The sequence below is a fragment of the Acidovorax sp. GW821-FHT09A11 genome, from assembly GCF_059418365.1.
Map to the genome: position 1 here is coordinate 251993 of NZ_JBWKPS010000001.1, position 25435 is coordinate 277427.

Below are 25435 nucleotides of genomic sequence, written 5' to 3' on the forward strand. Positions count from 1 at the left end.
ACTGGGGACATGGGGGCCGGTTCAGAGAACTTCAATGGCAAGGGCGTGAACCCCTTGGTCAATAAATTCTTGCAGCGCATCATACACAAGGCGGTGCTGCGCGACCCGGGCCTTGCCTGTAAACAAAGGTGACGAAATGCGGACCCGGAAATGGGTGCCGAAACCAGTGCCGTTGGCCCCCGCATGTCCCGCATGGGCGGCGCTTTCGTCGAGCACTTCCAGGGCCGTGGGCGTGAGCCGGTCCGTCAGGGCCTGGTGCATCTGCTGCGCGAGTGTGGTCATGGCAGGTCGTCCTTCAGGCTGCGGGCTCATCGCCTTCGTCGCCCTTGAGGTGGGGCGCCACATAGATGCCCTGGCCCACCAGGAAGACCAGCGGGAAGGCATACCCCCAGAGCTTGAAGTCCACCCAGGCCTCGGTGCTGAAGTTGACGACGACATACGCGTTGATGGCCGACATGAACGCGCAGTACACGATCCAGGCGACGTTCAGCCGGTGCCACACACCCTCTGGCAGGGTCAGCTGGCTGCCCAGCAGCATCTTGAGGAAGTTCTTCTTCATGATCCACACCGCCACCGCGAGCGCGACGGACATGGCGCCGTACAGCACGGTGGGCTTCCACTTGATGAAGCGGTCGTCCTGCAGCACCAGCGTGAGCGTGCCGAACAGCAGGATCAGCACCAGGGTCACCTTGTGCATGGTCTGCAGGCGCCGGTCGATGGCGTAGATCAGGGCCATCTGCGCGACGGTGGCGCCCATGAGCACCGCGGTGCCCACATAGATGCCGTACAGCTTGTAGGCCCCGAAGAACAGCAGGATGGGGAAGAAGTCGATCAGGATTTTCATGGGGTCAGGGGCGGGTCTCGGGGCTCAGTCCTTGTCGGATTCGAAATCCAGCGAGGCCGAGTTCATGCAGTAGCGCAGGCCGGTGGGGGTGGGGCCATCTTCGAAGACATGGCCCAGGTGGGCCCCGCATTGTGCACACACTGTCTCGGTGCGGACCATGCCATGGCTGCGGTCCACGATCTCGGTGATCGCCCCGGGGATGGCCTCGGAGAAACTGGGCCAGCCGCAGCCGGCATCGAACTTGGTCACCGAATCGAACAATTTCGCGCCGCAGCAGATGCAGTGGTAGCTGCCATCGGCCCAGTGGGCCTCGTATTTGCCGGTGAAGGGGCGTTCGGTGGCGGCATGGCGCGTCACCTGCAGGGCGGCGGGTTCGGCGCCCTTGCCCTGCAGGATGGCTTGCCACTCGGCTTCGGTCTTCTGGACGGGGTAGGTCATGATGAACAGCTGATCTCGATGGAAGACGCCCAGTCGGGCGGGAAGGCTGCGTAGGCGTCGTGCCCGGGGTGCTCGTCGAAGGGGTACTCCAGCAGCCGCTGAAGGGTTTGGAGTTCACTGAAGTCGCCAAGTTTCGCCGCACGGATGGCTTGCTCGCCCAGGTGGTTGCGCAAGACGAACTTGGGATTCGTTTTCAGCATTAAATCGGCTGCTGGCGCTTGCCCATCAAGCGTCAGTAGCTCTGAATAGGATAGCAACCACTGGTCCAGGGCGGCGCGGTCGGCAAACAGGTCCCGCACGGGCTCGAAATCGCGCCCGGCCACTGCATGCGACAGGCGGCGCCAGAAGATCGTGTAGTCCACACCGTTGCGGGCGAGCAGCTGCAGGATGCCGTCGATCAGTTGCCCATCGCCTTCGCTGGCGCCCGCAAGCCCCAGCTTGGCGCGCATGCGGGCCATGAATTCCTCGGGGAACACGCTCTTGTAGGACTCCAGGGCCTGCTTGGCCAGTTCCTGGTCGCCGATCAGGGGCAGCAGCGCCTGCGCCAGGCAAAACAGGTTCCAGTACGCCACGTTGGGCTGGCGGTTGTAGGCATAGCGGCCCTGGGTATCGCTGTGGTTGCACACGTGGCCGGGCACGAAGGCATCCAGAAACTGGAAAGGGCCGTAGTCGATGGTCAGGCCCAGGATGCTCATGTTGTCGGTGTTCATCACCCCGTGGCAAAACCCCACGGCCTGCCACTGCGCCATCAGCCTGGCCGTGCGCTCGCTCACGGCCTGCAGCAGCGCGGCGTAGGCATTGCCGCCGACCTCGGTGGTGCCCCGGCATTCGGGGTAGTAGCGGTCGATGACATAGTCGGCCAGGGCCCGAAGCTGTGGCTGCAGGTCGTTGGCGGCGAAGTGCTCGAAATGGCCAAAGCGCACGAAACTGGGGGCCACGCGCGTGACCACGGAGGCTGTTTCGATCTCTTCGCGGCGCACGGGCGCGGGCGAGCCGGTGATGCACAGCGCGCGCGATGTCGGAATGCCCAGGCCATGCATGGCCTCGCTGCACAGGAATTCGCGGATGCTGGAGCGCAGCACGGCCCGCCCGTCGCCCATGCGGGAGTAGGGCGTGCGCCCCGCGCCCTTGAGCTGGATTTCCAACCCGCCGGCGGTTTCCCCCAGCAGGATGGCCCGGCCGTCGCCCAGCTGGCCGGCCCAGACGCCGAACTGGTGCCCGCTGTAGACGCTTGCAAGGGGCCGCGAGCCAGCGAGCAGCACGTTGCCCGTGAAGGCCTGCAGGGCTTCGTCGCTCTCCAGCCATGCAGGGTCCAGGCCGATCAGCCGCGCCACGGCGGCGCTGGTTCCCACCCAGTGCGGCGCGGGCAGCGGGGTCGGGCGCAGTTCGGTGAAAAAGTCCGGTCCCAGGGCCGCGAAACCATGGTTCCAGGCCAGGCCGATGTCGGCGGTGGTGTCGCTGTCGGCGGGCAGGTTCATGGGGTCGATTGTCTCGCACCGGTGATGCCCCGGCCCCGGCAGGGCCATGGGTGGGGGAGGGTGGAACCCGTTGCGCCGCGCGCAGGCCGCCGCGCGGCCCGCGTGGGTTCGCCGGGTGTTCTCAGGCGCCCTGTTCGGATGCCGTGCTTTCGGGCTCCGCGTGCAGTACGTGGGCCCGGTACTGGCCGGGCGGCATGCCGAACCAGCGCTTGCACGCCCGAAACAGGTTGCTCTGGTCGGCGAACCCCAGCAGATCGGCCACCTCCGCCAGGCTGCGGCGCTCATCGCTCAGGTACTGGCCGGCCAGCTCGCGCCGCGTGTCGTCCAGCAGTTGCTGGTAGCTCACGGATTCGGCCTGCAGGCGCCGCTGCAGCGTGCGGTCGGTCAGGTGCAGGCGCGCCGCCACGTCTTCGCGGCGGGGTTCGCCCAGGTGCAGGATGCGGGCCACCTCGGTGCGCACGCGCGTGCTGGCCAGCGTCTGGCCCAGGTGGTCCAGTTCGGTCTCGACCAGTCTTTCGTGCAGGGCCCACAGGCTGGGGTTGTGGGTGGGAATGGGGGCCAGAAGGTCGGCCTCGGCCAGCAGGAAGCGGTTGGCGGGCTGGCTGAAGTGCGGCAGCAGGCCGAAGGCGGAGCGGTAGCGCGCCTCGTCCGCGGGCGGCGGGGTGATGAGTTCGACCGCCAGCGGCGTGAGCTCGCGGCGCGTCAGCCAGCCGCACAGGGTCAGCAGGGTCAGCACGGCGAACTCGACCCGCTGGCGCGGAATGGGCCGGGTGGCGCCGATGTGGCTCAGGACGAGCCAGTACCCGCGCGGCCCGCGCTCCATCTCGAAGGTGGTGGCGTCCGAGATCACCGCCATGTGCCGCTGCAGGTGCTGAAACCCAACAAGGAGATTGGGGCCCGACGCCAGCGCATAGCCCACCAGATCCACGTTGCCGTAGCGCCCGGTCAGGTTGCGGTCGAGCCCCAGCCCCGGCTTGCCATACTGCGCCGCGGCCAGCTCCCACAGGCGGCTCACTCGGTCCACGTCGACGCGGGTCTGGGGCAGGTGCAGCGCGGCCAGGTCGATGCCCGCCTCGGTGCACAGCTGCGCGGCCGGCAGGCCCTCGGCCGCGAACATGTCCGCGATGCCCCGCACCCAGGCGGCCGAACTGGTGCGTGGGGTCATGGGTGGTTTTTCCCCTCAGGGTTAACGCTAGGGTGGTGTTCTGAAGTCACTGTTTTGGCGAGGTTGCGATAGTGGGCCGAAGGCGAAGCATTCACACAATCGTCGCTGAGGACGGGCCCTGCCGCAAGTGTGACGCTTCAGAGAGGCCCGCCCCATTCCTGAAAACCCCAAAGGAGACAAAACATGCCCGATTTTCAGTGGTGTCTGCGGTGGAGTGCCGCCGTGCTGTCGGTGTTGGCGACAACGGCGTGTGGCGGTTCGGACGGCAAGCCCCCCGAGCTGCGGGAAACCCGCTACGGCATGGTGCGTGGCGTGGACGACAGCGCCGCCACCGGCACCTATGCCTGGAAGGGCATTCCCTTCGCGAGGCCGCCGGTGGGCGAGCTGCGCTGGCAGCCGCCGGTGGAGCCCGTGGCGTGGTCGGGCGAACGCAATGCCAGCCAGTTCGGCAATGCCTGCCTGCAGATGGGCCGCATCTACGGTCCCGGCGCCAACAACCGGTTCGACGACACCATCGGCCAGACGCTCAACACGCCCGTGGGGAACGAGGATTGCCTGACGCTCAACATCTGGCGCCCGGCCACGTCGCAGGACAACCTCCCCGTGCTGCTGTTCCTGCACGGCGGCAGCGCCATCTCGGGCTATACCGCCGATCCCGTGTACGACGGCGCGGCGCTGGCCCGCGCGGCCAATGCCGTGGTGGTGACCGCCAACTACCGCCTGGACGTGCTGGGGTTCATGCAGCTGCCCCAGCTGCACGGCGGCGGCCAGCCCTATACAGGCAACTACGCCCTGCTCGACAACGTGCTGGCACTGCGCTTCATCCAGAACAACATCGCCGGTTTTGGCGGCAACGCGGGCAATGTCACCCTGATGGGGCAGTCGGCGGGCGCCATCAATGCGCTGGCGCTGCTGACGGCGCCCCAGGCTGCTGGGCTGTTCCACAAGCTCCTGCCGGTGAGCGGGGGGATTTCGCTGGCGGCGAATCTGCCGCCCGGCTCCATTCCCACGCTCAATCCCGCATCCCGGTATGCCACCCAGTCCGGCATGCTGCTGGCGCATCTGGCGCTGGCCGACGGCCTGGCGCCCGCGTTGCCCGCGGCCCAGGCGCTGGTCGCGGGCTGGCCCGCCTCCCAGGTGGCCGGCTACCTGCGCGGCAAGGATGCGAGCGTGATCCTGCAGACGCTGCTCAAGAACGGGCTCACCGGGTCCGGCCCCATCCCCGACGGCGTGGTGGTGCCCGCCGATCCGATCGCCGAACTGGGGGCCGGGCGCTATCACAAGGTGCCTGTCCTGTCCGGCTACACGGCGGACGAGGGCAAGCTGTTCGCGCCGTTCCTGGCATTGCTGGGGGGCAAGCCAGGGATGAAGATTTCCGACGCGGACCGCTTCGCGATGATGCAGAAGTTCAACCCCGACGCGCCCACCACGCTCACGGCCGGCGACATCCTGGATGCCTCCTATCTGCCCGTGACGGCGCCCGGCACGGGCTACAACGCGCGCACCCGCCTGCTGGGCAGCGTGTTCATCGACCCGAGCCGCGACAACCTGCTCAACACCCTGCGCAGCCAGCAATCCGCGGTATGGAGCTACCAGTTCAACTGGGCGCAGCAGCCCGCGCCCTGGAACGACGTGTACGGCGCGGCGCATGCGTTCGACCTGCCGTTCCTGTTTGGCAACTTCGGGCCCTCGGTCTTTGCCAGGGCCACCAACAGCGCGGCCAACCAGCCAGGGCGCCTGGCGCTCTCCAAGGCCATGATGGACAGCGTGCGCGCCTTCGTCCACACGGGAGATCCGAACAACGCGACGGTGAACCAGAACTGGAAGCCGTGGCCCAGCCGGCTCCTGTTCGACGCCGACCAGAAGGCCGTGCGCCTGAGTGTGCAATAAGGTGAGGGTGCCAGTGCGATCTGCAGGGTGTCAGCGCGCCGCGGTGGCGGCGAGGTACGCGTTCAGCGCCTCGTCGTCCACGATGGCCACACGTCCGAAGTCCAGCGACACGATGCCCATGCCTTCCAGCGCGCGCAGCACCTTGTTCACCGTCTGGCGCGACAGGCCCACCAGCTGGCCCAGCTCGTCCTGCGTGAGGTTCAGCCGCCGCGTGCTGCGCCAGAACAGGCGGCTCAGGTACAGCGCGACGCGGTGCTCGGTGGACTGGGTCCGTCCGGCCTCGATGATCGTCATGGCCTGGCCCAGCCGCATGTTCAGGTGCAGCACCAGAAACTGGTTGAACGCCAGGCTGCTCTCGCGCAGCGTTGCGAACAGCGGCAGCGGCAGGCACAGCAGCGTGGTGGGGCGCAGGGCGACCACGTGGTACCGGCGGGGCTCGGGCTTCATGGCCGATCCTTCGCCGAACCATTCGCCATCGGGCACGCCGATGAAGGCCGAGGAGCGCCCCTGGCTGGCGGGGCTTTGGAGCATCACCAGGCCGGACAGCACCGCGTGCCAGCCTTGCACGGCACTGCCGGCCGGCATCATCACTGCGCCCTTGTCGCCGTGCGTGGCGAATACCTCGGCGCGCAGGCGCTCCTGCAGGGTTGCGGGCACGCTGGCAAACCAGGGCTGGGCCGCGATGAACCGTGGGGCGGAGGGGGCGGAACTGAGCATGGGCGTGATTGTCACCGCCCACGCCAGGCGTTCAGGGTATTCCCTTGGCCTTTGTCAATGGGACGACAGGTGTTGGCAGGCGCGGCCGCCGCGCGCACACTGCGGCCCTGTTGCATGTGCGCCGGCCGGCCAGTCCGCTTGCCCTGGGCGACACCGCAATGAGACACGCCGCGCTACGATGACCATTCCATTCACCACAACATCCAAGGAGCACACATGCTGGGCCTGATGCAGAGCCAACCGTTGCTGATTTCGTCGTTGATCGAGTTCGCAGAGCGCCACCATGGCGATGCCGAAATCGTCTCGCGGCGGGTCGAGGGCGACATCCACCGCTACACGTACCGCGATCTGGGCGCGCGTGCACGCCGGTTGGCCAATGCGCTGGACGAGCTCAAGCTCGCGTTCAGCGACCGCGTGGCCACCCTGGCCTGGAACGGTTACCGCCACATGGAGATGTATTTCGGCGTGAGCGGCTCCGGCAGGGTGCTGCACACCGTGAACCCGCGCCTGCACCCCGACCAGATCGCCTGGATCATGAACCATGCCGAAGACCAGGTGCTGTGCTTTGACGTGACGTTCCTGCCCCTGGTGCAGGCCGTGCATGCCCGGTGCCCCACGGTGAAGAAATGGGTGGCCCTTTGCGATGCGGACAAGCTGCCCGCGGATTCCGGCATCCCCGGCCTCACGAGCTACGAAGCCTGGATCGGCGCGCAGTCGCCGGACTACGCCTGGCCCGCGTTCGACGAGAACTCGGCATCGAGCATGTGCTACACCAGCGGCACCACGGGCAACCCCAAGGCCGCGCTCTACAGCCACCGCTCGACCACGCTGCACGCCTATGCCGCCGCGCTGCCGGACGTGATGTGCCTGTCGGCCCGCGACTCGGTGCTGCCCGTGGTGCCCATGTTCCACGTCAATGCCTGGGGCATTCCGTACTCGGCCGCGCTCACGGGCTGCAAGCTGGTGTTCCCCGGCCCGGCCATGGACGGCAAGTCGATCTACGAACTCATCGAATCCGAGAAGGTCACCTACGCGGCCGGCGTGCCCACCGTGTGGCAGATGATGCTGGGCCACATGAAGCCGGCCGGCCTGAAGTTCTCCACGCTCCGGCGCACCGTCATCGGCGGCTCGGCCTGCCCGCCCGCGATGATCCATGCGTTCAAGGAAGACTTCGGCGTGGAAGTCCTGCACGCCTGGGGCATGACCGAGATGAGCCCGCTGGGCACGCTGTGCACGCTCAAGAACAAGCACCTGGCCATGTCCAAGGACGACCAGATGAAGATCCTGCAGAAGCAGGGCCGCGCGATCTACGGCGTGGACATGAAGATCGTGGGCAGCGACGGCAGCGAGCTGCCCTGGGACGGCAAGACCTACGGCGACCTGCTGGTCAAGGGGCCGTGGATCGTGGACAGCTACTTCAAGGGCGAGGGCGGCCATCCGCTCATCCAGGATGCCCAGCGCCGGGGATGGTTTCCCACCGGCGACGTGGCCACCATCGATGCCGACGGCTTCATGCAGATCACCGACCGCAGCAAGGACGTGATCAAGTCCGGCGGCGAATGGATCAGCTCCATCGACATCGAGAACATCGCCATGGCGCACCCCGCGATTGCGATGGCGGCCTGCGTGGGCATGCCGCATCCCAAGTGGGATGAGCGCCCCATCGTGGCCGTGGTCAAGCGCCCCGGCACCGAGGTCACGCGCGAGGAGCTGCTGGCCTTCTACGAAGGCAAGACCGCCAAGTGGCAGATCCCCGACGACGTGGTGTTCGTCGAGGCCATTCCACTGGGCGCCACCGGCAAGATGCTCAAGACCAAATTGCGCGAGCAATTGAAGGACTACAAGCTTCCGGGCCTTTGAAGAAAGCTTGACGGCGGTGGCCTCAATGCATCGCCGTCGTCGTGGCCGTCGAATCTGGCGCAGACCAGACCAGGCCAGGCCAGTGCACCCGTGGAACCGGCTTTGCCGGGCCACCGGGTGCGTCCCCCTCCCGCGCAGCGAGAGAGGGTGAAGGCGCGCAGCGCCACAGGGGGTGACACCGATTCCAGTCACGTGTGCGACGCTGGTAGGGGCAATCCCTGAGCATCGCTTTGTTGCAACGCGGTACGCTGCGTTGTGTTGATTTACAAGGAGACAAGACCATGAAATTTGCTATTAAGGCTGTAGCAGCCTCGGTACTGTTGGCAAGCGCTGGCGGGGCATTCGCTCAAAAGGGCGAGACGGTGAAGATCGCCTGGCTCGACCCGCTCTCCGGCCTGATGGCGGCAGTGGGAACGAACCAGCTCAAGAGCTTCCAGTTCATCGCTGAAGAGTTCAACAAGAAGAACCCGGCGGGCGTCAAATTCGAGATCATCGGCATCGACAACAAGCTCAGCCCCCAGGAGACCACGAGCGCCCTGCGTTCGGCCATGGACCAGGGCGCACGCTACGTCGTGCAGGGCAACGGCTCCGGTCCGGCCCTTGCCATCATGGACGCGCTGGAAAAGCACAACGCGCGCAATCCCGGCAAGGAAGTGCTGTTCCTGAACTACGCGGCCGTGGACCCCGACCTGACGAACAGCAAGTGCAGCTACTGGCACTTCCGTCTCGATGCAGACACCTCCATGAAGATGGAAGCGCTGACGACCTACATGAAGGACTTGCCTGAAGTCAAGAAGGTCTACCTGATCAACCAGAACTACTCGCACGGCCACCAGGTGGCGAAGTTCGCCAAGGAAATGATGCAGCGCAAGCGCCCCGACGTGCAGTTCGTCGGCGACGACCTGCACCCCCTGGCCCAGGTGCGCGACTTCTCGCCCTACATCGCCAAGATCAAGCAGTCGGGTGCCGACAGCGTGATCACCGGCAACTGGGGTTCCGATCTGGCGCTGCTGATCAAGGCGGCCAACGACGCGGGCCTGAACAACGTCAACTTCTACACCTACTACGGTTCCGTCACCGGCAGCCCCACGGCCATGGGCGCCGCCGCGGCAGGCCGCGTGTACATGGTGGCCTATGCGCACATGAACCTGCCGGGCGAGCTCAACAAGATCGTGGTGGACTACAAGAAGAAGTTCAACGACGACATGTACACCGGTGCCGTGTACCACGCGTTCACCATGCTGTCCGAAGGCTTCGCCAAGGCCAAGTCCACCGACCCGGTCAAGGTGGCCGCCGTGTTCGAAGGCATGAAGTTCAAGAGCTTCAACGGCGAGGTCGAGATGCGCAAGACCGACCACCAGCTGCAGCAGGGCCTGTTCATCTCCAAGTGGGAAAAGGCGGGCGCCAAGTTCCCGATCGACTCGGAGAACACCGGCTACACCTTCGTCCCTGTGAAGTACTACGAGCCCTATGTGGCCAGCACGCCCACGTCGTGCCAGATGAAGCGCCCGTAAATCCGGTTCCATCGCTTCGAGGCCCGACCTACTCGGGCCTTTTTTTTACCTTGCAATGAAAAATTCCAATGAATCCTGAGTTTTTCGTGATTTCCCTGCTGAACGGCGTGAGCTACGGGCTCCTGCTGTTCATGCTGAGCTCGGGCCTCACGCTGATCTTCAGCATGATGGGGGTGCTCAACTTTGCGCACACCAGCTTCTACATGCTGGGGGCTTATTTCGCGTTCACCATCTCCGGGGTGGTGGGCTTCTGGCCGGCGCTGGTGCTGGCCCCGCTCGTCGTGTTCGCGCTGGGCGCCGCCTTCGAGCGCTACTGCCTGCGCCGGGTGCACAAATTCGGGCACGTGCCCGAACTGCTGGTCACCTTCGGCCTTTCGTACCTGATTCTTGAAGTGGTGCAGCTGGTGTGGGGACGCTCCACCGTGCCCTATGGCCTTCCGGAGCAACTGCAGGGACCCCTGTTCTCCCTGTATGGCACGCAGTTTCCCAAGTCGCGCTCTTTCGTGATGCTGGTGGCGTTGCTGATGCTGGTGTCGGTGTGGCTGCTGCTCACGCGCACACGCATCGGCCTGGTGATCCAGGCGGCACTCAAGTACCCCGAGATGGTGGAAGCGCTGGGCCACAACGTGCCGCGCGTCTTCATGCTGGTGTTCGGCGGCGGCGCCGCGCTGGCCGGCCTGGCCGGCGTGATCGGCGGCAACACCTACGTGACCGAGCCCGCGATGGCGGCATCGGTGGGCTCCATCATCTTCGTGGTGGTGGTGGTCGGCGGCATGGGCTCGCTGGCGGGGGCCTTCCTCGCGTCGCTGCTCATCGGCCTGGTGCAGACCTTCGCCGTGGCGCTCGACTATTCGCTGATCCATGTCTTCCAGGCCGTGGGCGTGGCGGTGACCGACCAGACCTTCGGCTATCCCTTGCTCAAGCTCACGATTTCCCAGGTGGCGCCCATCCTGCCCTATCTGTTCCTCGTGCTGATCCTGATCTTCCGCCCCAAGGGCCTTCTGGGCACGCGGGAGGACTGATGCCATGAATTCCACTACGACAACCACCCCCGCTGTTTCCAGCGCCACCTCCTACTACCGGTTCAAGCCGTGGAACGTGGGCCGGTTCATGATCTGGACCCTGTTCGCGGTCATGCTCATCGTCGCGCCCATGCTGTTTCGCAGCAGCCTGGCACTGACCATGCTCTCGCAGATCGGCTACCTGATCATCATCTGCCTGTCCTACAACATCCTGCTGGGGCAGGGGGGGATGCTGAGTTTCGGCCACGCGGTGTACACCGGGCTGGGTTCGTTCATCGCCATCCACGCGATGAACATGGCGACCAAGGGCTCGGTCAACATTCCCCTGGTGTTCATCCCGCTGGTCGGCGGCCTGGCCGGAGCGTTCTTCGCCATCCTGCTCGGTTTCGTGACGACCAAGAAGTCGGGCACCACCTTCGCCATGATCACGCTGGGCATTGGCGAACTGGTCGCCTCCATGGCGCTGATGTTCCCTGAGTTCTTTGGCGGGGAGGGCGGCATTACCACCGACCGCGTGTATGGCAAGGCCTTCTTCGGCCTGAACTTCGGCTCGGGCATGCAGGTGTACTACCTGATCGCAGCCTATTGCTTCGTCTGCACCGCCGCCATGTTCGCGTTCACCGGCACGCCGCTGGGCCGCATCCTGAACGCCGTGCGCGACAACCCCGAGCGCGTGGAGTTCATCGGCTACAACACGCAGCGCGTGCGCTACTTCGCGTTCATCATCGCGGGCTTCTTCGCGGGCATTGGCGGGGGGCTGGCCACCATCAACTTCGAGATCATCACGGGCGCCGACAGCCTGAGCGTGATCCGATCCGGCGGCTACCTGCTGTTCACGTTCCTGGGCGGTGCCACCTTCTTCTTCGGGCCCATCATCGGCGCGGTGCTGCTGGTGCTGGCGTCGGTGCTGCTGTCCGAGCTGTCCAAGGCCTGGCTGCTGTACCTGGGCCTCGTGTTCCTGTTCATGGTGATGTATGCGCCCGGCGGCATCGCCAGCCTGATCATGATGAACCTGCGGCTGGCCAAGTACGGCAAGCTGCGCCCGCTCTGGAGCTCCTACCTGGCCCTGGCCGGCACGGCGCTGGTGGGCGTGATGGGTGCGGCCTGCATGATCGAGATGACCTACCACCTGCAGCTCAACGCAGCGCTGGGGCCTGAGCTGACGTTCCTGGGCGCGACACTCAATGCCAAGGGCTTCACGAGCTGGTTCGGCGCCATTTTCGTGATGGTCACGGGCTTTGGACTCTTTGAACTCTGCCGTCGCCAGTTCGTGCGCCAGTGGAGCACGATCCAGGAAGAGATCGAACATGAAATCAAGCGTGGGGAGGCGCTGTAAACATGGCGGCTGACAACGCAACCAATACCTATGCGCTCGAACTGCGCGACCTGCGCAAGAGCTTTGGCAAGACGGAAATCATCCGTGGCGCGAACCTGGCGGTCGCTCCGGGCGAACGCGTGGCCATCATCGGCCCCAACGGCGCGGGCAAGTCCACGCTGTTCAACCTCATCAGCGGGCGCTTCGCACCCACCAGTGGGGACGTGATCCTCAACGGCCAGCGCATCAACGGCCTGGCACCGTACGAGATCAACCGCAAGGGGCTGTCGCGCAGCTTCCAGATCACGAACATCTTTCCCAAGCTCTCGGTGTTCGAGAACCTGCGCTGCGGCGTGCTGTGGAGCATGGGCTACCGCTACACCTTCCTGCGTTTCCTGTCGAACCTGCACGACGCCAACGAGCGCGCCAAGCAGCTCATGGAGATGATCAAGCTCGACAAGAAACGCGACACGCTGGCCATGAACCTCACGTATGCCGAGCAGCGCGCTCTCGAGATCGGCATCACCATCGCGGGCGGCGCCAACGTGATCCTGCTGGACGAACCCACGGCCGGCATGAGCAAGAGCGAGACCACGCGCTTCATCCACCTGATCAAGGAGGTGACCGAGGGCCGCACCCTGCTCACGGTGGAGCACGACATGGGCGTGGTGTTCGGCCTGGCCGACAAGATCGCCGTGGTGGTGTATGGCGAGGTGATCGCTTTCGATACACCCGAGAAGGTGCGCGCCAATGCGCGCGTGCAGGAGGCCTACCTGGGATCGGCCGTGGCCGACGAGCAGGGCGCGGGACACTGACTTATGCTGAAAATAGACAATCTCCACGCCTACTACGGCAAGAGCCATGTGCTGCATGGCGTGAGCTTCGACGTGCAGCCCGGCGAGATCGTGGCGCTGCTCGGGCGCAACGGCTCGGGCCGCTCCACCACCGCCAAGGCCATCATGGGACTGGTGGACTGGGAGGGCACGCTGCAGTTCAAGGGCCAGGACCTCAATGGCAAGAAGGCCTATGAGATCGCCCACCTGGGCCTGGGCTACGTGCCCGAGAGCCGGGACGTGTTCCCCAACCTCACCGTGCACCAGAACCTGCTGCTCGGCCAGAAGGGCAACGGCAAGGGCAGCCGCTGGTCGTTCGACGACATGTACGAGATGTTCCCGCGCCTCAAGGAGCGCCAGCACACCGAGGCGGGGGTGATGTCCGGCGGCGAGCAGCAGATGCTCACGCTGTGCCGCACGCTCATGGGCGACCCGGACCTGATCATCATCGACGAGCCGACCGAGGGCCTGGCGCCCAAGATCGTCGAACTGGTGGGCCAGTACCTGCAGACCATCAAGGCGCGCGGCATCTCGGTGCTGCTGATCGAGCAGAAGCTGACCATCGCCATGAAGATCTCGGACCGCGCGCTGGTGATGGGGCATGGCTCCATCGTCTTCCAGGGCACGCCGGACAGCCTGCGGGCCGACAACTACATCCGCAAGGAATGGCTGGAGGTATGAAGGCCCTCCTGAGTCGCTTCGCGCCATCCCCCCACGGGGGGGGGCGCTCCCAGCGCGGCGGGGCGGCCCTTGCGCGGGAGCGCTGGCCTTGGCCGCGTCCGATTCAAAGGCCATGAGCCCTGCTACAGCCTGTGATTGGCCCAGAGAGGCGCCTGGACTGACCTGGCGCCTCTTTTTTTGCCCGAAGAGACGGGTTGGCGGCCAGGAGCCATGTCCCCACCGGGACAAATTGACACGCCAGCGCCGCGCGAAGTCTCTACAATAAAAACGCACGATCGTTCTTTTTCACTCTCCAAGGAACAACAGCACCATGACCGCTGAATACAAAGTCCACGGCTCCGTTGCCGTGATCACCATGGCCAATCCCCCCGTCAACGGACTCGGTCTGGCGACCCGCCAGGGCATCGTGGACGGCCTCGGCCGTGCCAATGCCGATGCAGCGGTCACTTCCATCGTCATCACCGGCGCTGGCGGGGCCTTCTCCGGGGGGGCCGACATCAAGGAGTTCGGCACCGACAAGTCCCTGCAGGAGCCCAACCTGCTGTCGGTGATCGCCGCCATCGAGAACTCGGCCAAGCCCGTCGTCGCCGCCATGCACACGGTCGCCATGGGCGGTGGCCTGGAGCTGGCTCTGGGTTGCCACTACCGCATTGCCGCGCCTGGCTGCGCCATCGCGCTGCCGGAAGTCAAGCTGGGCCTGATCCCCGGCGCGGGTGGCACGCAGCGCCTGCCGCGCGTGATCGGCGTGGAGGCGGCGCTCAACATGATCGTGAGCGGCGAGCCCGTCAAGAGCGAAATGATTGGTGGCGTGCCAGGCCAGAAGCTGTTTGACAAGATGGCCGCGTCCGCCGAGTCCCTGGCGCAGGAAGCCCTGGCCTTCGCCCAGAGCGTGGCTGACGCCCGTCCGCTGCCCCTGGTGCGCAATTTCCCCTGCAAGCATCCCGAAGGCGACGCGTACTTCCAGTTCGCGCGCAACATGGTCAAGGGCATGGCCAAGAACTTCCCGGCGCCCGCCAAGTGCGTGGACGCGGTCGAAGCCGCCACGAAGAAGAAGTTTGCCGAAGGCATGCTGGTCGAGCGCGAGATCTTCATCAACCTGATGTGGACGGCCGAGTCGCGCGCGCTGCGCCACCTGTTCATGGCCGAGCGTGCGGCCAGCAAGATTCCCGACGTGCCGTCCGACACCCCCAAGCGCGACATCAAGCTGGTGGGCGTGATCGGCGCCGGCACCATGGGCGGCGGCATCTCCATGAATTTCCTGAACGCGGGCGTCCCCGTCAAGATCCTGGAGATGAAGCAGGAAGCCCTGGACCGTGGCGTGGCCACGATCAAGAAGAACTACGAAGCCCAGGTCAAGAAGGGCAAGCTCAAGCAGGACAAGTACGAGCAGCGCATGGCCCTGCTTAGCACCACGCTGAGCTACGACGATCTCAAGGACTGCGACCTCATCATCGAAGCCGTGTTCGAGGAGATGGGCGTCAAGGAAGCCGTGTTCAAGCAGCTCGACGCCGTGGCCAAGCCCGGTGCCATCCTGGCCTCCAACACCTCCACGCTCGACGTGGACAAGATCGCCGCCTTCACCCAGCGTCCGCAGGACGTGGTGGGCATGCACTTCTTCAGCCCCGCCAACGTGATGAAGCTGCTGGAAGTGGTGCGCGGCAAGCACACCGCCAAGGACGTGCTGGCCACCGTGATGGCCATCGGCAAGAAGATCAAGAAGACTTCCGTGGTCTCGGGCGTGTGCGATGGTTTCATCGGCAACCGCATGATCGAGCAGTACAGCCGCCAGGCAGGATTTCTGCTGGACGAAGGCTGCACTCCCCAGCAGGTGGACAAGGCGGTCGAGAAGTTCGGCTTTGCCATGGGTCCGTTCCGCATGGGCGACCTGGCCGGCAACGACATCGGCTGGGCCATCCGCAAGCGCCGCGCCGTGGAGCGCGCCGACATGAAGTACAGCCGGACCGCCGACAAACTGTGCGAGCTGGGCCGCTTCGGCCAGAAGACAGGCGCGGGCTGGTACGACTACCAGGCCGGCAAGCGCGATGCGATCCCGAGCGACCTGGTCAACAAGATGATCGAAGACCACCGCAAGGAACTGGGCATCACGCCGCGCAAGATTTCGGACGAAGAGATCGTCCAGCGCCTGGTGTTCGCCCTGGTCAACGAAGGCGCGCACATCCTGGAAGACGGCATCGCCAGCAAGTCGGGCGACATCGACATGGTGTACCTCACGGGCTACGGCTTCCCCATTCACCGCGGCGGCCCCATGCACTACGCCAGCGAAGTGGGCCTGTTCAACGTGGTGCAGGCTATGGACCGCTTTGCCAAGAACCCCAACGACGATGCGGCGTTCTGGAAGCCCGCCCCGCTGCTGGCCAAACTCGCCGCAGAAGGCAAGGCGTTCAACTGACATCGATGCGAAGCCGCACCGCGTGCGCAGGCCGCAGGCCGCCACGGGTGCGTTCCACCCCCTGAAAGGATTTCCCCATGACCTCCGCAGTGATTGTTTCCACCGCCCGCACCCCGCTCGCCAAGAGCTGGAAGGGTTCCTTCAACATGACCCACGGCGCCACGCTGGGCGGCCATGCCGTGCAGCACGCCGTGGCGCGCGCCGGCATCGATGGCGCCGATGTCGATGACGTCATCATGGGCTGCGCCACGCCCGAAGGCGCCACCGGCAGCAACATCGCCCGCCAGATCGCGCTCAAGGCCGGCCTGCCCATCACGAGCTCGGGCGTGACGGTGAACCGTTTCTGCTCCTCCGGGCTGCAGACCATCGCCCTGGCCGCCCAGCGCATCATCGCGGGCGAAGCCGACGTGTTCGTGGCCGGCGGCGTGGAGAGCATCTCCTGCGTGCAGCAGGAGATGAACCTGCACATGATCCAGGACCTGGCCCTGGCCAAGCAGAAGCCCGAGATCTACTGGAGCATGCTGCAGACCGCCGAGCAGGTGGCCAAGCGCTACAACATCGGCCGTGAAGCCATGGACGAATACGGTGCCGCCAGCCAGCAAAAGGCCTGCGCGGCGCAGGCCGCCGGCCTCTTCGACGCCGAGATCGCCCCCATCACCGTCACTGCCGGCGTGGCCGACAAGACACTGGGCCTGATCACCAGGCAGGTCACGGTGAGCAAGGACGAAGGCACGCGTGAAGGCACCACGGTCGAGGCGATCCAGGGCCTGCGCTCGGCGCTGCCCGGCGGCCTGATCTCGGCCGGCAATGCCAGCCAGTTTTCCGACGGCGCGGGCGCCTGCGTGGTGACCAGCGAGGAGTACGCCAGCAAGAAGGGCCTGAAACCCCTGGGCCGCTTCCTGGGCTTCGCGGTGGCGGGCTGCGAACCCGACGAGATGGGCATCGGCCCGGTCTTCGCCGTGCCCAAGGTGCTCAAGAAGCTGGGTCTCACGGTCAACGACATCGACCTGTGGGAGCTCAACGAAGCCTTCGCGGTGCAGGTGATCTATTGCCGCGACAAGCTGGGCATTCCGGCGGACCGCCTGAACGTGAACGGGGGGGCCATTGCCGTGGGCCATCCCTACGGCGTGTCGGGCCAGCGCCTCACGGGCCATGCGCTCATCGAAGGCAAGCGCCGCGCCGCCAAGCGCGTGTGCGTGACGATGTGCATTGGCGGCGGCATGGGTGCCGCAGGCGTGTTCGAGGTGTTCTGAGGCATGGCCTCGGACCGCTCCACCGACATGCGGTCCGGGATGGCCTCGCCCGAGGCCTTCCTGGCGCTGGGCCGGCAGGTGCTGGCCAACCAGCCCTTCAGCGTGCTGCTGGGGGCGGAGCTGGCGGCGCTGGCGCCGGGCCGGTGCGAGCTGTCCCTGGCGTTCACGCCGCAGCTGCTCCAGCAGCATGGTTTTGCGCACGGCGGGGTGGTGAGCTATCTCGCGGACAACGCGCTCACCTATGCCGGCGGAACGGCCATGCAGGTGCCGGTGGTCACGTCCGAGTTCAAGATCAACTACCTGCGGCCCGCGGTGGGCGAACGCCTGCTGGCCCGTGCCGAGGCGGTGCACCATGGCAAGAGCCAGGCTGTATGCCGCTGCGAGGTATTTGCGGTCCGGGGCGGGCAGGAAAAGCTCTGCGCCGTGGCGCAGGGCACGATTGCGGCATTGCCCGCTGCGGCGGGGCAGGGCGTGCCGGGGCGAAGGGGCCGCGGCGGGCGAAGACTGAGGGGATGAAGGGGCGGACTACAAATTGTTTCTTTGTCGGGGCGTGACGTGGAGGTCCGGTGCCGGCCGCACGGGCAGAATCCCCGCGGCCACCGGTGTGCTGGTGGCCCTGGCCTCCGTCCTCCACCCCAACCCGGTACCTTCCATGCGTTGCCTGCTTCCTTCCGCCCCCCTTCTTGTCGCCCTGTCGGCCCTGGCCATGGCATGTGGCGCCCACGCCCAGAGCTTCAAGCTCCAGCTGCCGCTGGAGTCCGATCCTGACGTGGTGCTGCAGGACATCGTGCTCGACGCGCGGCAGACGCGTGCGACGCTGCTGGTGAAAAACACCACCGACGAGGCGTTTGAGGCCTGCGCGCAGCCCACCGGCTCGGCCGATGCGTTCACGCTCAAGGACCTGGGCAGCGGCGCCGTGCTGCAGCAGCAGGCGATCAGCGGCCTGACGTTCTGCAATGTGAAGATGGATGTGGTGAAGCCCGGCCGCACCAAGATCCTCAAGATCACCTTCCCGCCGCTCCCCGCGGGTGCATCGCGCCTGCAGCTGGGCGAGGCCAGTTGCCAGCCCAGGCCCGATTCGGACATGGACTACTGGTGTTTCAAGAATATTGTGCTGCCCGCACGCTGAGCCCCTGAACGCAGGGGCTGGACCGGGCATTGCACGCAGTGACAAGGAGACCTTATGACCCTGCGTTCCACCCTCGACTTCCTGCTGTACGACTGGCTTGATGCCAAGGCCCTGACGGCCCGCACGCGTTTTTCCGACCATTCGCGCGACACCTTCGACGCGGTGCTCGACACCTGCGAGCGCATCGCGCGCGAGAAGTACGCGCCCTTCAACCGCACGGTGGACATCGAGGAGCCTCATTTCGACGGCGAGAAGGTCACGCTGCCCCAGTGCACGCACGATGCGCAGAAGGCCTACGCGGCCTCGGGCATGCTCAGTGCCGCGCAGGACTACGACATTGGCGGCATGCAGCTGCCCTACACGGTGGAGGCCGCGGCCAACAGCTTCTTCGCCGTGGCGTCGATCAGCATGGGCTCGGGCCTGCTCACGGTGGGCAATGCCAACCTGTTGATGGTGCATGGCACCGAGGCGCAGAAAACCGTGTTCGCGCTCAACGAATTCTCGGGCCGCTTCTCGGGCACCATGTGCCTGTCGGAGCCGCAGGCGGGTTCGTCGCTCAGCGACGTGGCCACGCGCGCCGTGCCCGATGGCGAGGGCTTCGAGAGCGACCCGCTGGGCCCGCGCTACCGCTTGAAGGGCAACAAGATGTGGATCTCGGCCGGCGAGCACGAGCTCACCGAGAACATCATCCATCTGGTGCTGGCCAAGATCCCCGGGCCCGACGGCAAGCTCGTGCCCGGCACCAAGGGCATTTCGCTCTTCATCGTGCCCAAGAAACTGGTGGACACCGACGGCAAGCTCACCGGCGTGCGCAACGACGTGGCGCTGGCGGGCCTGAACCACAAGCTCGGCTGGCGCGGCACGACCAACACGCTGCTCAACTTCGGCGAGGGCAAGTACCCGGTCGATGGCGAGGCCGGCGCCGTGGGCTACCTGGTAGGCCAGCCCGGCAAGGGCCTGCACTGCATGTTCCACATGATGAACGAGGCGCGCATCGGCATCGGCATGGCCGCGACCATGCTGGGCCTGGCGGGCTACTACGCGAGCCTCGACTACGCGAAGAACCGCCCCCAGGGCCGTCCGGTGCAGGGACCCAAGGATGGCGCCGCTGCCGTGGTGAAGGACGTGGCCCAGCCGCAGGTGCGCATCATCGAGCACGCCGACGTCAAGCGCATGCTGCTGGCGCAAAAATCGTACGGCGAGGGCGCACTGGCGCTCAACCTGTTCTGCGCGCGCCTGGTGGACGAGCAGGCCACGGGCGATTCGGCCGCCGCCGACGAGGCGCGCCTGCTGCTGGAGGTGCTGACTCCCATCGCCAAGAGCTGGCCCAGCGAGTGGTGCCTGGAGGCCAACAGCCTGGCCATCCAGATCCACGGCGGCTACGGCTATACGCGCGATTTCCCGGTGGAGCAGTACTGGCGCGACAACCGCCTGAACATGATCCACGAGGGCACGCACGGCATCCAGGCCATGGACCTGCTGGGCCGCAAGGTGCTGATGGAGGGCGGGCGTGGCCTGCAACTGCTGGCCGGGCGTATCAATGCCACCATCGAACGCGCGATCCAGGTGCCCGCGCTGGCCGCGCATGCCAACGCGCTGGGCGCGGCGCTGCAGCAGGTGGGCGCCGCCACCAAGGCCGCATGGGCCACGGGCCAGCCCGCCGACGCGCTGGCCAATGCCGTGCCCTACATGCAGGCCTTTGGCCACATGGTGCTGGCCTGGGTGTGGCTGGACGTGGCGCTGGTCACGCTGGCCGCCGATGCACAGCTGGCCCGGCCGGCCAGCGTGGGCCGCATGGGCGCGATGCGCTTTTTCTTCCACTACGAGCTGCCCAAGATCGGTGCCTGGCTGCAGGTGGTGAGCGCGCGCGATGCGACCTGCGCCGCCTTTCCCGAAGAGGCGTTCTGATGGTGGCACCCCGAACGCTGCAACGCCTGCACAAGCTCATCTGGACACTCATCTACGGCGGCCTGCTCACGCTGGTGCTGGGCATCGCCACGGGGCGCGCCGATGGTGCGCTGGGCTGGAGCCTGGTGGTGGGCGGCGCCCTGGTGGCCGTGGTGGGCGTGGCGCTGATCGCGGTGCGCGCGCGCCTGAAGGCGGGCTGACCCCGCCGGCCGACGCGGTGGCGACACAATGGCCCCGCGTTGCGCCGCACAATCATTGACTGATTTCCCCTGCCGGAACAGCGCGGCGCGTGGCGCCTCCGTTCCGGGCAGACGACCCATCCAGAGCAACCCAAGGAGACAACCCATGACCCGCACCATCCAACAATTGTTTGACCTGACTGGCAAGACCGCGCTCGTCACCGGCGGCTCGCGCGGCCTGGGCCTGCAGCTGGCCCATGCGCTGGGCGAGGCCGGCGCCAAGATCGTGCTGAGTTCGCGCAAGGCGTCCGACCTGGAAGAAGCCGCCGCCGACCTGCAGGCCGCCGGCATCGACGCCCGCTGGATCGCCGCCGACTGCGCCAACGAGGCCGACATCCGCCGCCTGGCCGACGAGACGCTGCAGCGCCTGGGCCACGTGGACATCCTCGTGAACAACGCGGGCGCCGCCTGGGGCGCACCGGCCGAGGACCATCCCGTGGAGGCCTGGGACAAGGTGATGAACCTCAACGTGCGCGGCTATTTCATCCTCTCCCAGCACATCGCCAAGCACAGCATGATCGGCCGCCGCGGCGGCAGCATCATCAATGTGGCATCCATCGCCGGCCTGGGCGGCAACCCCAAGGGCATGAATACCATTGCCTATAACACCTCCAAGGGCGCGGTGATCAACTTCACCCGTGCGCTGGCGGCAGAATGGGGCGCCTACAACATCCGCGTCAACGCCATCTGCCCAGGCTTCTTCCCGAGCAAGATGACGGTGGGTACCCTGAAGGCCATGGGCGAGGAAGCACTGGCGGCGCATGCTCCCCTGGGCCGCCTGGGCGACGATGAGGATTTGAAGGGCCTGTGTGCGCTGTATGCGTCCGATGCCGGCAAGCACATCACGGGCCAGTGGCTTGCGGTCGATGGCGGCGTGAGCATCGTCACGGGCGGCTAGTTGGAGTACAACCTCCCGAGGCGCTTCGCGCCTTCCCCCTTCTCTCGGCTTCGCCGGGAAGGGGAACACCGCCAGCGCGGCGGGGCGGCCCTTGCGCGGCGGTCGCTGGCTGGGGCCGCGCCAGTTTTTGAGTTTGTGTACTGAGGAAATGCCGTGAAAAGTTTTGGTGTCGAAATTCCCTTTGTCAGCCACCTTGGCTTCACCCTGCACCGCATGGAAAAGGGCGAATCCGAACTGCGCTACGAAGCCAGGCCCGAGCACCTGAACTCCTTCGACGTGACCCACGGCGGCGCGTCGATGACGCTGCTGGACGTGACCATGGCCACGGCCGCGCGCAGCGAGACGCCCGACATGGGCGTGGTCACCATCGAGATGAAGACCAGCTTCATGCAGCCCGCCCGCGGCCCGCTGGTGGCCAAGGGGCGGCTCATCCACCGCACCGCCACCATGGCGTTCACCGAAGGCACGGTGTACGACGCGCAAGGCAAGGTGTGCAGCCACGCCACCGGCACCTTCAAGTACGTGAAGCGCCTGCCGGTGGACAGCCGCACCGCGAATGGCCTCAAGGTGATTTCCACCGACTGAGTTCGCTCAGAATTTGAGTAAAAATGGCCGCTGGCGCTTGATGGATAAGCGCTGGAAGCTATCAAAATAGTAGCAAATGTTCAAGGAGCTTCCCATGCCACGCAACCAACAGATCGTTCTCGACAACCGCCCCCAGGGCGAGGCCGTGGCCAGCAACTTCAAGCTGGTGGCGGTGGACACGCCTGCGCTGCAGGACGGCCAGGTGCTGGTGCGCCACCACTACCTGAGTTTGGACCCCTACATGCGCGGCCGCATGAACGAGAGCAAGAGCTATGCGGCGTCCCAGGGCCTGGGCGAGGTCATGATCGGCGGCACCGTGGGCGAGGTGGCCGAGAGCCGCCACCCCAAGTACGCCGTGGGCGACAAGGTGGTGGGCATGGGCGGCTGGCAGGAGTACAGCGTGGTGGACGGCAATGCCGTGGGCGCGCTGCGCAAGGTGGACACCACCCATGTGCCGCTGTCGCACTACCTGGGCGCCGTGGGCATGCCCGGCGTGACGGCGTGGTACGGCCTGGTGAAGATCATCGCCCCCAAGGAAGGCGACACCGTGGTGGTGAGCGCCGCCACTGGCGCCGTGGGCAGCGCCTTCGCCGCGCTGGCCAAGGCGCGCGGCTGCCGCGCGGTGGGCATTGCCGGCGGTGCCGACAAGTGCCGCTATGCGGTCGAGGAACTGGGCTTCGACGCCTGCATCGACTACAAGGAACACAGCGATGTGAAGGCCCTGTCCAAGGCCTTGAAGGAAGCCTGCCCGAACGGCATCGACGGCTACTTCGAGAACGTGGGCGGCTGGATCATGGACGCCGTGATGCTGCGCATGAACGCCTTCAGCCGCGTGGCGCTGTGCGGCATGATCGCCGGCTATGACGGCCAGCCCCTGCCCATGGCCAACCCCGCGCTGATGCTGATCAACCGCATGAAGATCGAGGGCTTCATCGTGAGTGAACACATGGAAGTGTGGCCCGAGGCGCTCAAGGAGCTGGGCACCCTGGTGGGCACCGGCAAGCTGCGCCCGCGCGAGACGGTGGCGCAGGGCATTGCCGCCGCGCCCGAGGCCTTCCTGGGCCTGCTCAAGGGCAAGAACTTCGGCAAGCAACTGGTGAAGCTGATCTGATGACGCTCCGTTGGGTCTGGGCCCGCTTCGATGACCTGGGCGTGCACGCGCTGCATGACGCCCTGGCCCTGCGCTGCAGGGTCTTCATCCTGGAGCAGGGCCCGTACCAGGACCCGGACGGCGCGGACAAGCAATCGTGGCACCTGCTGGGCTATGGCGAGGCCGGTGCGCTGCAGGCCTGCCTGCGCGTGGTGGACCCGGGCGTGAACTACCCCGAGCCGTCCATCGGCCGCGTGGTCACGGCCCGGGAGGCGCGCGGCAACGGCACGGGCCGGGCGCTGATGCTGGAAGGCATCGCCCGTTGCAGCGGTGCGTGGCCCGGCCAGTCCATCCGCATCAGTGCGCAGGCCCACCTGCAGCGCTTTTACGGCAGCCTGGGCTTCGCGGCCGTGTCGGACGAATACCTCGAAGACGATATCCCCCATATCGAAATGTTGTGGAGCCCATCATGACCACTGCCGCTGCCCGCCCCGCCAGCACCCATGAGGTGTTCAACCAGAGCACCCCCTGGGCCGACGTCAATCTGTTCACCACCAACCGTCCCTTGCAGGATGCGCTGCGCCTGCACAGCCCGGCGCTGCCGCTGGAAGGCCTGACCGCGCTGGGCGCCGAGATGGGCTCCGCCGAGATGCAGGCCCATGCCCGCCTGGCCAACACCTGCCAGCCCCAGCTGCGCACGCACGACCGTTTCGGCCACCGCACCGATGTGGTGGAGTTCCACCCCAGCTACCACGCGCTCATCGGCGCGGCGCTGCGCCACGGGCTGCACGCCACGCCCTGGTCGCGCAAGGATGCGGCGGGCGCGCCGGTGCCGCATGCCCACATCGAGCGCGCGGCGGGCTTCATGCTGTTCACCGAGGCCGAGCCCTCGGTGCTGTGCCCCGTCTCCATGAGCTACGCCGTCACGCCCGCGCTGCGCGGCAACCCCGCCGTGTGGGCCGACTGGAGCGCGGGCCTGGCCAGCACGCGGTACGACCCGCGCCTGGCCCTGTTCTCGCAAAAAACCGCGCTCACCATGGGCATGGGCATGACCGAGAAGCAGGGCGGCTCGGACGTGCGCGCCAACACCACGCAGGCGGTGCCTGATGGCGAGGACGCCTGGGGCCCGCGCTACCGCATCACCGGGCACAAATGGTTCTTCTCGGCGCCCATGTGTGATGCCTTCCTGATCCTGGCGCAGGCGCCCGGCGGGCTCACCTGCTTCTTCCTGCCGCGCGTGCTGCCCGGTGAAGGGGAGGGGTCCGTCAACACCATCCGCATCCAGCGCCTGAAGGACAAGCTGGGCAACCACGCCAACGCGAGTTCCGAGGTCGAGTTCATCGATGCGCTGGCCTGGCGCGTGGGCGAGGAGGGGCGTGGCGTGGCCCAGATCCTGGAGATGGGCACCATGACGCGCCTGGACTGCGCCCTGGGCACCAGCGGCCTCATGCGCCAGGCGCTGAGCATCGCGCTGCACCACACGCGCCAGCGCTCGGCCTTTGGCAAGAAGCTCATCGACCAGCCGCTCATGCGCAATGTGCTGGCCGATCTTGCTCTTGAAAGTGAAGCGGCTACCGCACTATCCATAAGGCTTGCCAGCGCTTTTGATCAAAAAGACAGCAGTGGGCACGAGGCCGTGATGGCCCGCCTGCTCACGCCCGTGGCCAAGTTCTGGGTGTGCAAGCGCGGCAGCGCGTTCGCCCAGGAGGCCATGGAGTGCCTGGGCGGCAACGGCTATGTGGAGGAGGGCGGCGAAGGCACCATGGCCCGCATCTACCGCGAGATGCCGCTCAACTCCATCTGGGAAGGCGCGGGCAACATCATGGCGCTCGATCTGCTGCGCGCCGTGCGCCGCGCCGACACGGCGGCGGCCCTGGCAGACGAGCTGGCCCCGGCGCGCGGCGCCCACCCGGCACTCGACCGCATGGCCAGCGCGCTGCCGCTGCGCGTGGACGCGATGACCACCGAGGCCGAGGCCCGGCGCCTGGCGCAGGACGTGGCCCTGGCCGTGCAGGCCGCGCTGCTGTACAGGAGCGCGCCGGCCAGCGTGTTCGGCGCCTTCTGCGATGCGCGCCTGGGCGGCGACTGGGGCTACAGTTTCGGCACGCTGGGCGCGGGCGTGGATTTCGACGCCCTGCTGGACCGCGCGCTGCCTGCATGAGCGGC

At 66.4% G+C, this 25435-nt stretch carries 24 protein-coding genes; 18 read left to right on the plus strand and 6 right to left on the minus strand.

Going from position 1 to position 25435, the window contains the following annotated elements:
• Positions 1 to 21: 21 nt before the first annotated feature.
• The 5 genes from AC07PV_RS01190 to AC07PV_RS01210 all read right to left on the minus strand — a co-directional run bounded on the left by AC07PV_RS01190 (position 22) and on the right by AC07PV_RS01210 (position 3925).
• Positions 22 to 282 carry a BolA family protein gene (locus tag AC07PV_RS01190; protein WP_494629137.1) on the minus strand — a complete coding sequence of 87 codons (261 nt, stop codon included), beginning with the start codon at positions 280 to 282 and terminating at the stop codon, positions 22 to 24.
• Between the two features lie 13 nt (positions 283 to 295).
• Positions 296 to 844: a septation protein A gene (locus AC07PV_RS01195; RefSeq protein WP_218294755.1), complete on the minus strand. Its 549-nt coding sequence runs from the start codon at positions 842 to 844 to the stop codon at positions 296 to 298.
• Between the two features lie 24 nt (positions 845 to 868).
• A complete protein-coding gene (gene msrB, locus AC07PV_RS01200) occupies positions 869 to 1282 on the minus strand; it encodes a peptide-methionine (R)-S-oxide reductase MsrB (RefSeq protein ID WP_492804946.1) in 414 nt (137 codons plus the stop codon).
• Positions 1279 to 2760: a protein adenylyltransferase SelO gene (locus AC07PV_RS01205; protein WP_492804948.1), complete on the minus strand. Its 1482-nt coding sequence runs from the start codon at positions 2758 to 2760 to the stop codon at positions 1279 to 1281. Before AC07PV_RS01205 ends, msrB begins: the two co-directional genes overlap by 4 nt.
• A 121-nt stretch (positions 2761 to 2881) precedes the next feature.
• Complete coding sequence (locus AC07PV_RS01210) at positions 2882 to 3925, minus strand: AraC family transcriptional regulator (RefSeq protein WP_218341100.1); 1044 nt, start codon at positions 3923 to 3925, stop codon at positions 2882 to 2884.
• Between the two features lie 183 nt (positions 3926 to 4108).
• On the opposite strand from AC07PV_RS01210, the gene AC07PV_RS01215 reads away from it, so the two are divergent.
• Positions 4109 to 5815 (plus strand): carboxylesterase/lipase family protein, encoded by a 1707-nt coding sequence (locus AC07PV_RS01215; protein WP_492804950.1) that lies wholly within the window; start codon positions 4109 to 4111, stop codon positions 5813 to 5815.
• A 30-nt stretch (positions 5816 to 5845) separates the two neighbouring features.
• Here the strand turns inward: AC07PV_RS01215 and AC07PV_RS01220 are convergent, their stop codons facing one another.
• Positions 5846 to 6532, minus strand: coding sequence for a Crp/Fnr family transcriptional regulator (locus tag AC07PV_RS01220; RefSeq protein ID WP_494629138.1), 687 nt, complete (start codon positions 6530 to 6532; stop codon positions 5846 to 5848).
• Between the two features lie 216 nt (positions 6533 to 6748).
• Between AC07PV_RS01220 and AC07PV_RS01225 the strand changes: the two genes are divergently transcribed.
• The 17 genes from AC07PV_RS01225 to AC07PV_RS01305 all read left to right on the plus strand — a co-directional run bounded on the left by AC07PV_RS01225 (position 6749) and on the right by AC07PV_RS01305 (position 25430).
• The gene (locus tag AC07PV_RS01225) at positions 6749 to 8392 is read left to right on the plus strand and encodes a 3-(methylthio)propionyl-CoA ligase (protein WP_218341102.1); all 1644 of its coding nucleotides are present in this window, start codon (positions 6749 to 6751) and stop codon (positions 8390 to 8392) included.
• A 281-nt stretch (positions 8393 to 8673) separates the two neighbouring features.
• Positions 8674 to 9906 carry a branched-chain amino acid ABC transporter substrate-binding protein gene (locus AC07PV_RS01230; RefSeq protein WP_218294762.1) on the plus strand — a complete coding sequence of 411 codons (1233 nt, stop codon included), beginning with the start codon at positions 8674 to 8676 and terminating at the stop codon, positions 9904 to 9906.
• A 68-nt stretch (positions 9907 to 9974) separates the two neighbouring features.
• Positions 9975 to 10928, plus strand: coding sequence for a branched-chain amino acid ABC transporter permease (locus AC07PV_RS01235; protein WP_218294763.1), 954 nt, complete (start codon positions 9975 to 9977; stop codon positions 10926 to 10928).
• A 4-nt stretch (positions 10929 to 10932) separates the two neighbouring features.
• Entirely contained in the window at positions 10933 to 12264 is a 1332-nt protein-coding gene (locus tag AC07PV_RS01240; RefSeq protein WP_218294764.1) for a branched-chain amino acid ABC transporter permease, read from the plus strand.
• A gap of 2 nt (positions 12265 to 12266) precedes the next feature.
• A complete protein-coding gene (locus tag AC07PV_RS01245; protein WP_218294765.1) occupies positions 12267 to 13058 on the plus strand; it encodes an ABC transporter ATP-binding protein in 792 nt (263 codons plus the stop codon).
• Positions 13059 to 13061: 3 nt separating this feature from the next.
• Positions 13062 to 13757: an ABC transporter ATP-binding protein gene (locus AC07PV_RS01250; protein ID WP_218294766.1), complete on the plus strand. Its 696-nt coding sequence runs from the start codon at positions 13062 to 13064 to the stop codon at positions 13755 to 13757.
• A 310-nt stretch (positions 13758 to 14067) separates the two neighbouring features.
• Positions 14068 to 16167, plus strand: coding sequence for a 3-hydroxyacyl-CoA dehydrogenase NAD-binding domain-containing protein (locus AC07PV_RS01255; protein WP_218294767.1), 2100 nt, complete (start codon positions 14068 to 14070; stop codon positions 16165 to 16167).
• 77 nt (positions 16168 to 16244) lie between these two features.
• Positions 16245 to 17420: an acetyl-CoA C-acyltransferase gene (locus AC07PV_RS01260; protein ID WP_218294768.1), complete on the plus strand. Its 1176-nt coding sequence runs from the start codon at positions 16245 to 16247 to the stop codon at positions 17418 to 17420.
• Between the two features lie 3 nt (positions 17421 to 17423).
• Positions 17424 to 17936 carry a PaaI family thioesterase gene (locus tag AC07PV_RS01265; protein WP_494629140.1) on the plus strand — a complete coding sequence of 171 codons (513 nt, stop codon included), beginning with the start codon at positions 17424 to 17426 and terminating at the stop codon, positions 17934 to 17936.
• Between the two features lie 136 nt (positions 17937 to 18072).
• Positions 18073 to 18549, plus strand: a complete 477-nt coding sequence (locus AC07PV_RS01270) for a hypothetical protein (protein WP_494629141.1) — start codon at positions 18073 to 18075, stop codon at positions 18547 to 18549.
• A 54-nt stretch (positions 18550 to 18603) separates the two neighbouring features.
• Positions 18604 to 20457, plus strand: coding sequence for an acyl-CoA dehydrogenase (locus AC07PV_RS01275; RefSeq protein ID WP_218294770.1), 1854 nt, complete (start codon positions 18604 to 18606; stop codon positions 20455 to 20457).
• Complete coding sequence (locus AC07PV_RS01280; protein WP_494629142.1) at positions 20457 to 20657, plus strand: hypothetical protein; 201 nt, start codon at positions 20457 to 20459, stop codon at positions 20655 to 20657. Before AC07PV_RS01275 ends, AC07PV_RS01280 begins: the two co-directional genes overlap by 1 nt.
• Before the next feature lie 145 nt (positions 20658 to 20802).
• Complete coding sequence (locus tag AC07PV_RS01285; RefSeq protein ID WP_494629144.1) at positions 20803 to 21594, plus strand: SDR family oxidoreductase; 792 nt, start codon at positions 20803 to 20805, stop codon at positions 21592 to 21594.
• A 153-nt stretch (positions 21595 to 21747) separates the two neighbouring features.
• The gene (locus AC07PV_RS01290; protein WP_218294773.1) at positions 21748 to 22179 is read left to right on the plus strand and encodes a PaaI family thioesterase; all 432 of its coding nucleotides are present in this window, start codon (positions 21748 to 21750) and stop codon (positions 22177 to 22179) included.
• A 94-nt stretch (positions 22180 to 22273) separates the two neighbouring features.
• Positions 22274 to 23290: an NADP-dependent oxidoreductase gene (locus AC07PV_RS01295; protein WP_218294774.1), complete on the plus strand. Its 1017-nt coding sequence runs from the start codon at positions 22274 to 22276 to the stop codon at positions 23288 to 23290.
• On the plus strand, positions 23290 to 23742 hold the full coding sequence (locus AC07PV_RS01300) for a GNAT family N-acetyltransferase (RefSeq protein WP_218341107.1): 453 nt from the start codon (positions 23290 to 23292) through the stop codon (positions 23740 to 23742). The genes AC07PV_RS01295 and AC07PV_RS01300 overlap by 1 nt, the downstream gene beginning before the upstream one ends.
• Entirely contained in the window at positions 23739 to 25430 is a 1692-nt protein-coding gene (locus AC07PV_RS01305; RefSeq protein ID WP_492804962.1) for an isovaleryl-CoA dehydrogenase, read from the plus strand. Before AC07PV_RS01300 ends, AC07PV_RS01305 begins: the two co-directional genes overlap by 4 nt.
• Positions 25431 to 25435: the final 5 nt, after the last annotated feature.

Coding starts and splice junctions, on each gene's coding strand:
- AC07PV_RS01190 (WP_494629137.1), bottom strand. CDS start 282: ATGACCACACTCGCGCAGCAGATGCACCAGGCCCTGACGGACCGGCTC.
- AC07PV_RS01195 (WP_218294755.1), bottom strand. CDS start 844: ATGAAAATCCTGATCGACTTCTTCCCCATCCTGCTGTTCTTCGGGGCC.
- msrB (WP_492804946.1), bottom strand. CDS start 1,282: ATGACCTACCCCGTCCAGAAGACCGAAGCCGAGTGGCAAGCCATCCTG.
- AC07PV_RS01205 (WP_492804948.1), bottom strand. CDS start 2,760: ATGAACCTGCCCGCCGACAGCGACACCACCGCCGACATCGGCCTGGCC.
- AC07PV_RS01210 (WP_218341100.1), bottom strand. CDS start 3,925: ATGACCCCACGCACCAGTTCGGCCGCCTGGGTGCGGGGCATCGCGGAC.
- AC07PV_RS01215 (WP_492804950.1), top strand. CDS start 4,109: ATGCCCGATTTTCAGTGGTGTCTGCGGTGGAGTGCCGCCGTGCTGTCG.
- AC07PV_RS01220 (WP_494629138.1), bottom strand. CDS start 6,532: ATGCTCAGTTCCGCCCCCTCCGCCCCACGGTTCATCGCGGCCCAGCCC.
- AC07PV_RS01225 (WP_218341102.1), top strand. CDS start 6,749: ATGCTGGGCCTGATGCAGAGCCAACCGTTGCTGATTTCGTCGTTGATC.
- AC07PV_RS01230 (WP_218294762.1), top strand. CDS start 8,674: ATGAAATTTGCTATTAAGGCTGTAGCAGCCTCGGTACTGTTGGCAAGC.
- AC07PV_RS01235 (WP_218294763.1), top strand. CDS start 9,975: ATGAATCCTGAGTTTTTCGTGATTTCCCTGCTGAACGGCGTGAGCTAC.
- AC07PV_RS01240 (WP_218294764.1), top strand. CDS start 10,933: ATGAATTCCACTACGACAACCACCCCCGCTGTTTCCAGCGCCACCTCC.
- AC07PV_RS01245 (WP_218294765.1), top strand. CDS start 12,267: ATGGCGGCTGACAACGCAACCAATACCTATGCGCTCGAACTGCGCGAC.
- AC07PV_RS01250 (WP_218294766.1), top strand. CDS start 13,062: ATGCTGAAAATAGACAATCTCCACGCCTACTACGGCAAGAGCCATGTG.
- AC07PV_RS01255 (WP_218294767.1), top strand. CDS start 14,068: ATGACCGCTGAATACAAAGTCCACGGCTCCGTTGCCGTGATCACCATG.
- AC07PV_RS01260 (WP_218294768.1), top strand. CDS start 16,245: ATGACCTCCGCAGTGATTGTTTCCACCGCCCGCACCCCGCTCGCCAAG.
- AC07PV_RS01265 (WP_494629140.1), top strand. CDS start 17,424: ATGGCCTCGGACCGCTCCACCGACATGCGGTCCGGGATGGCCTCGCCC.
- AC07PV_RS01270 (WP_494629141.1), top strand. CDS start 18,073: ATGCGTTGCCTGCTTCCTTCCGCCCCCCTTCTTGTCGCCCTGTCGGCC.
- AC07PV_RS01275 (WP_218294770.1), top strand. CDS start 18,604: ATGACCCTGCGTTCCACCCTCGACTTCCTGCTGTACGACTGGCTTGAT.
- AC07PV_RS01280 (WP_494629142.1), top strand. CDS start 20,457: ATGGTGGCACCCCGAACGCTGCAACGCCTGCACAAGCTCATCTGGACA.
- AC07PV_RS01285 (WP_494629144.1), top strand. CDS start 20,803: ATGACCCGCACCATCCAACAATTGTTTGACCTGACTGGCAAGACCGCG.
- AC07PV_RS01295 (WP_218294774.1), top strand. CDS start 22,274: ATGCCACGCAACCAACAGATCGTTCTCGACAACCGCCCCCAGGGCGAG.
- AC07PV_RS01300 (WP_218341107.1), top strand. CDS start 23,290: ATGACGCTCCGTTGGGTCTGGGCCCGCTTCGATGACCTGGGCGTGCAC.
- AC07PV_RS01305 (WP_492804962.1), top strand. CDS start 23,739: ATGACCACTGCCGCTGCCCGCCCCGCCAGCACCCATGAGGTGTTCAAC.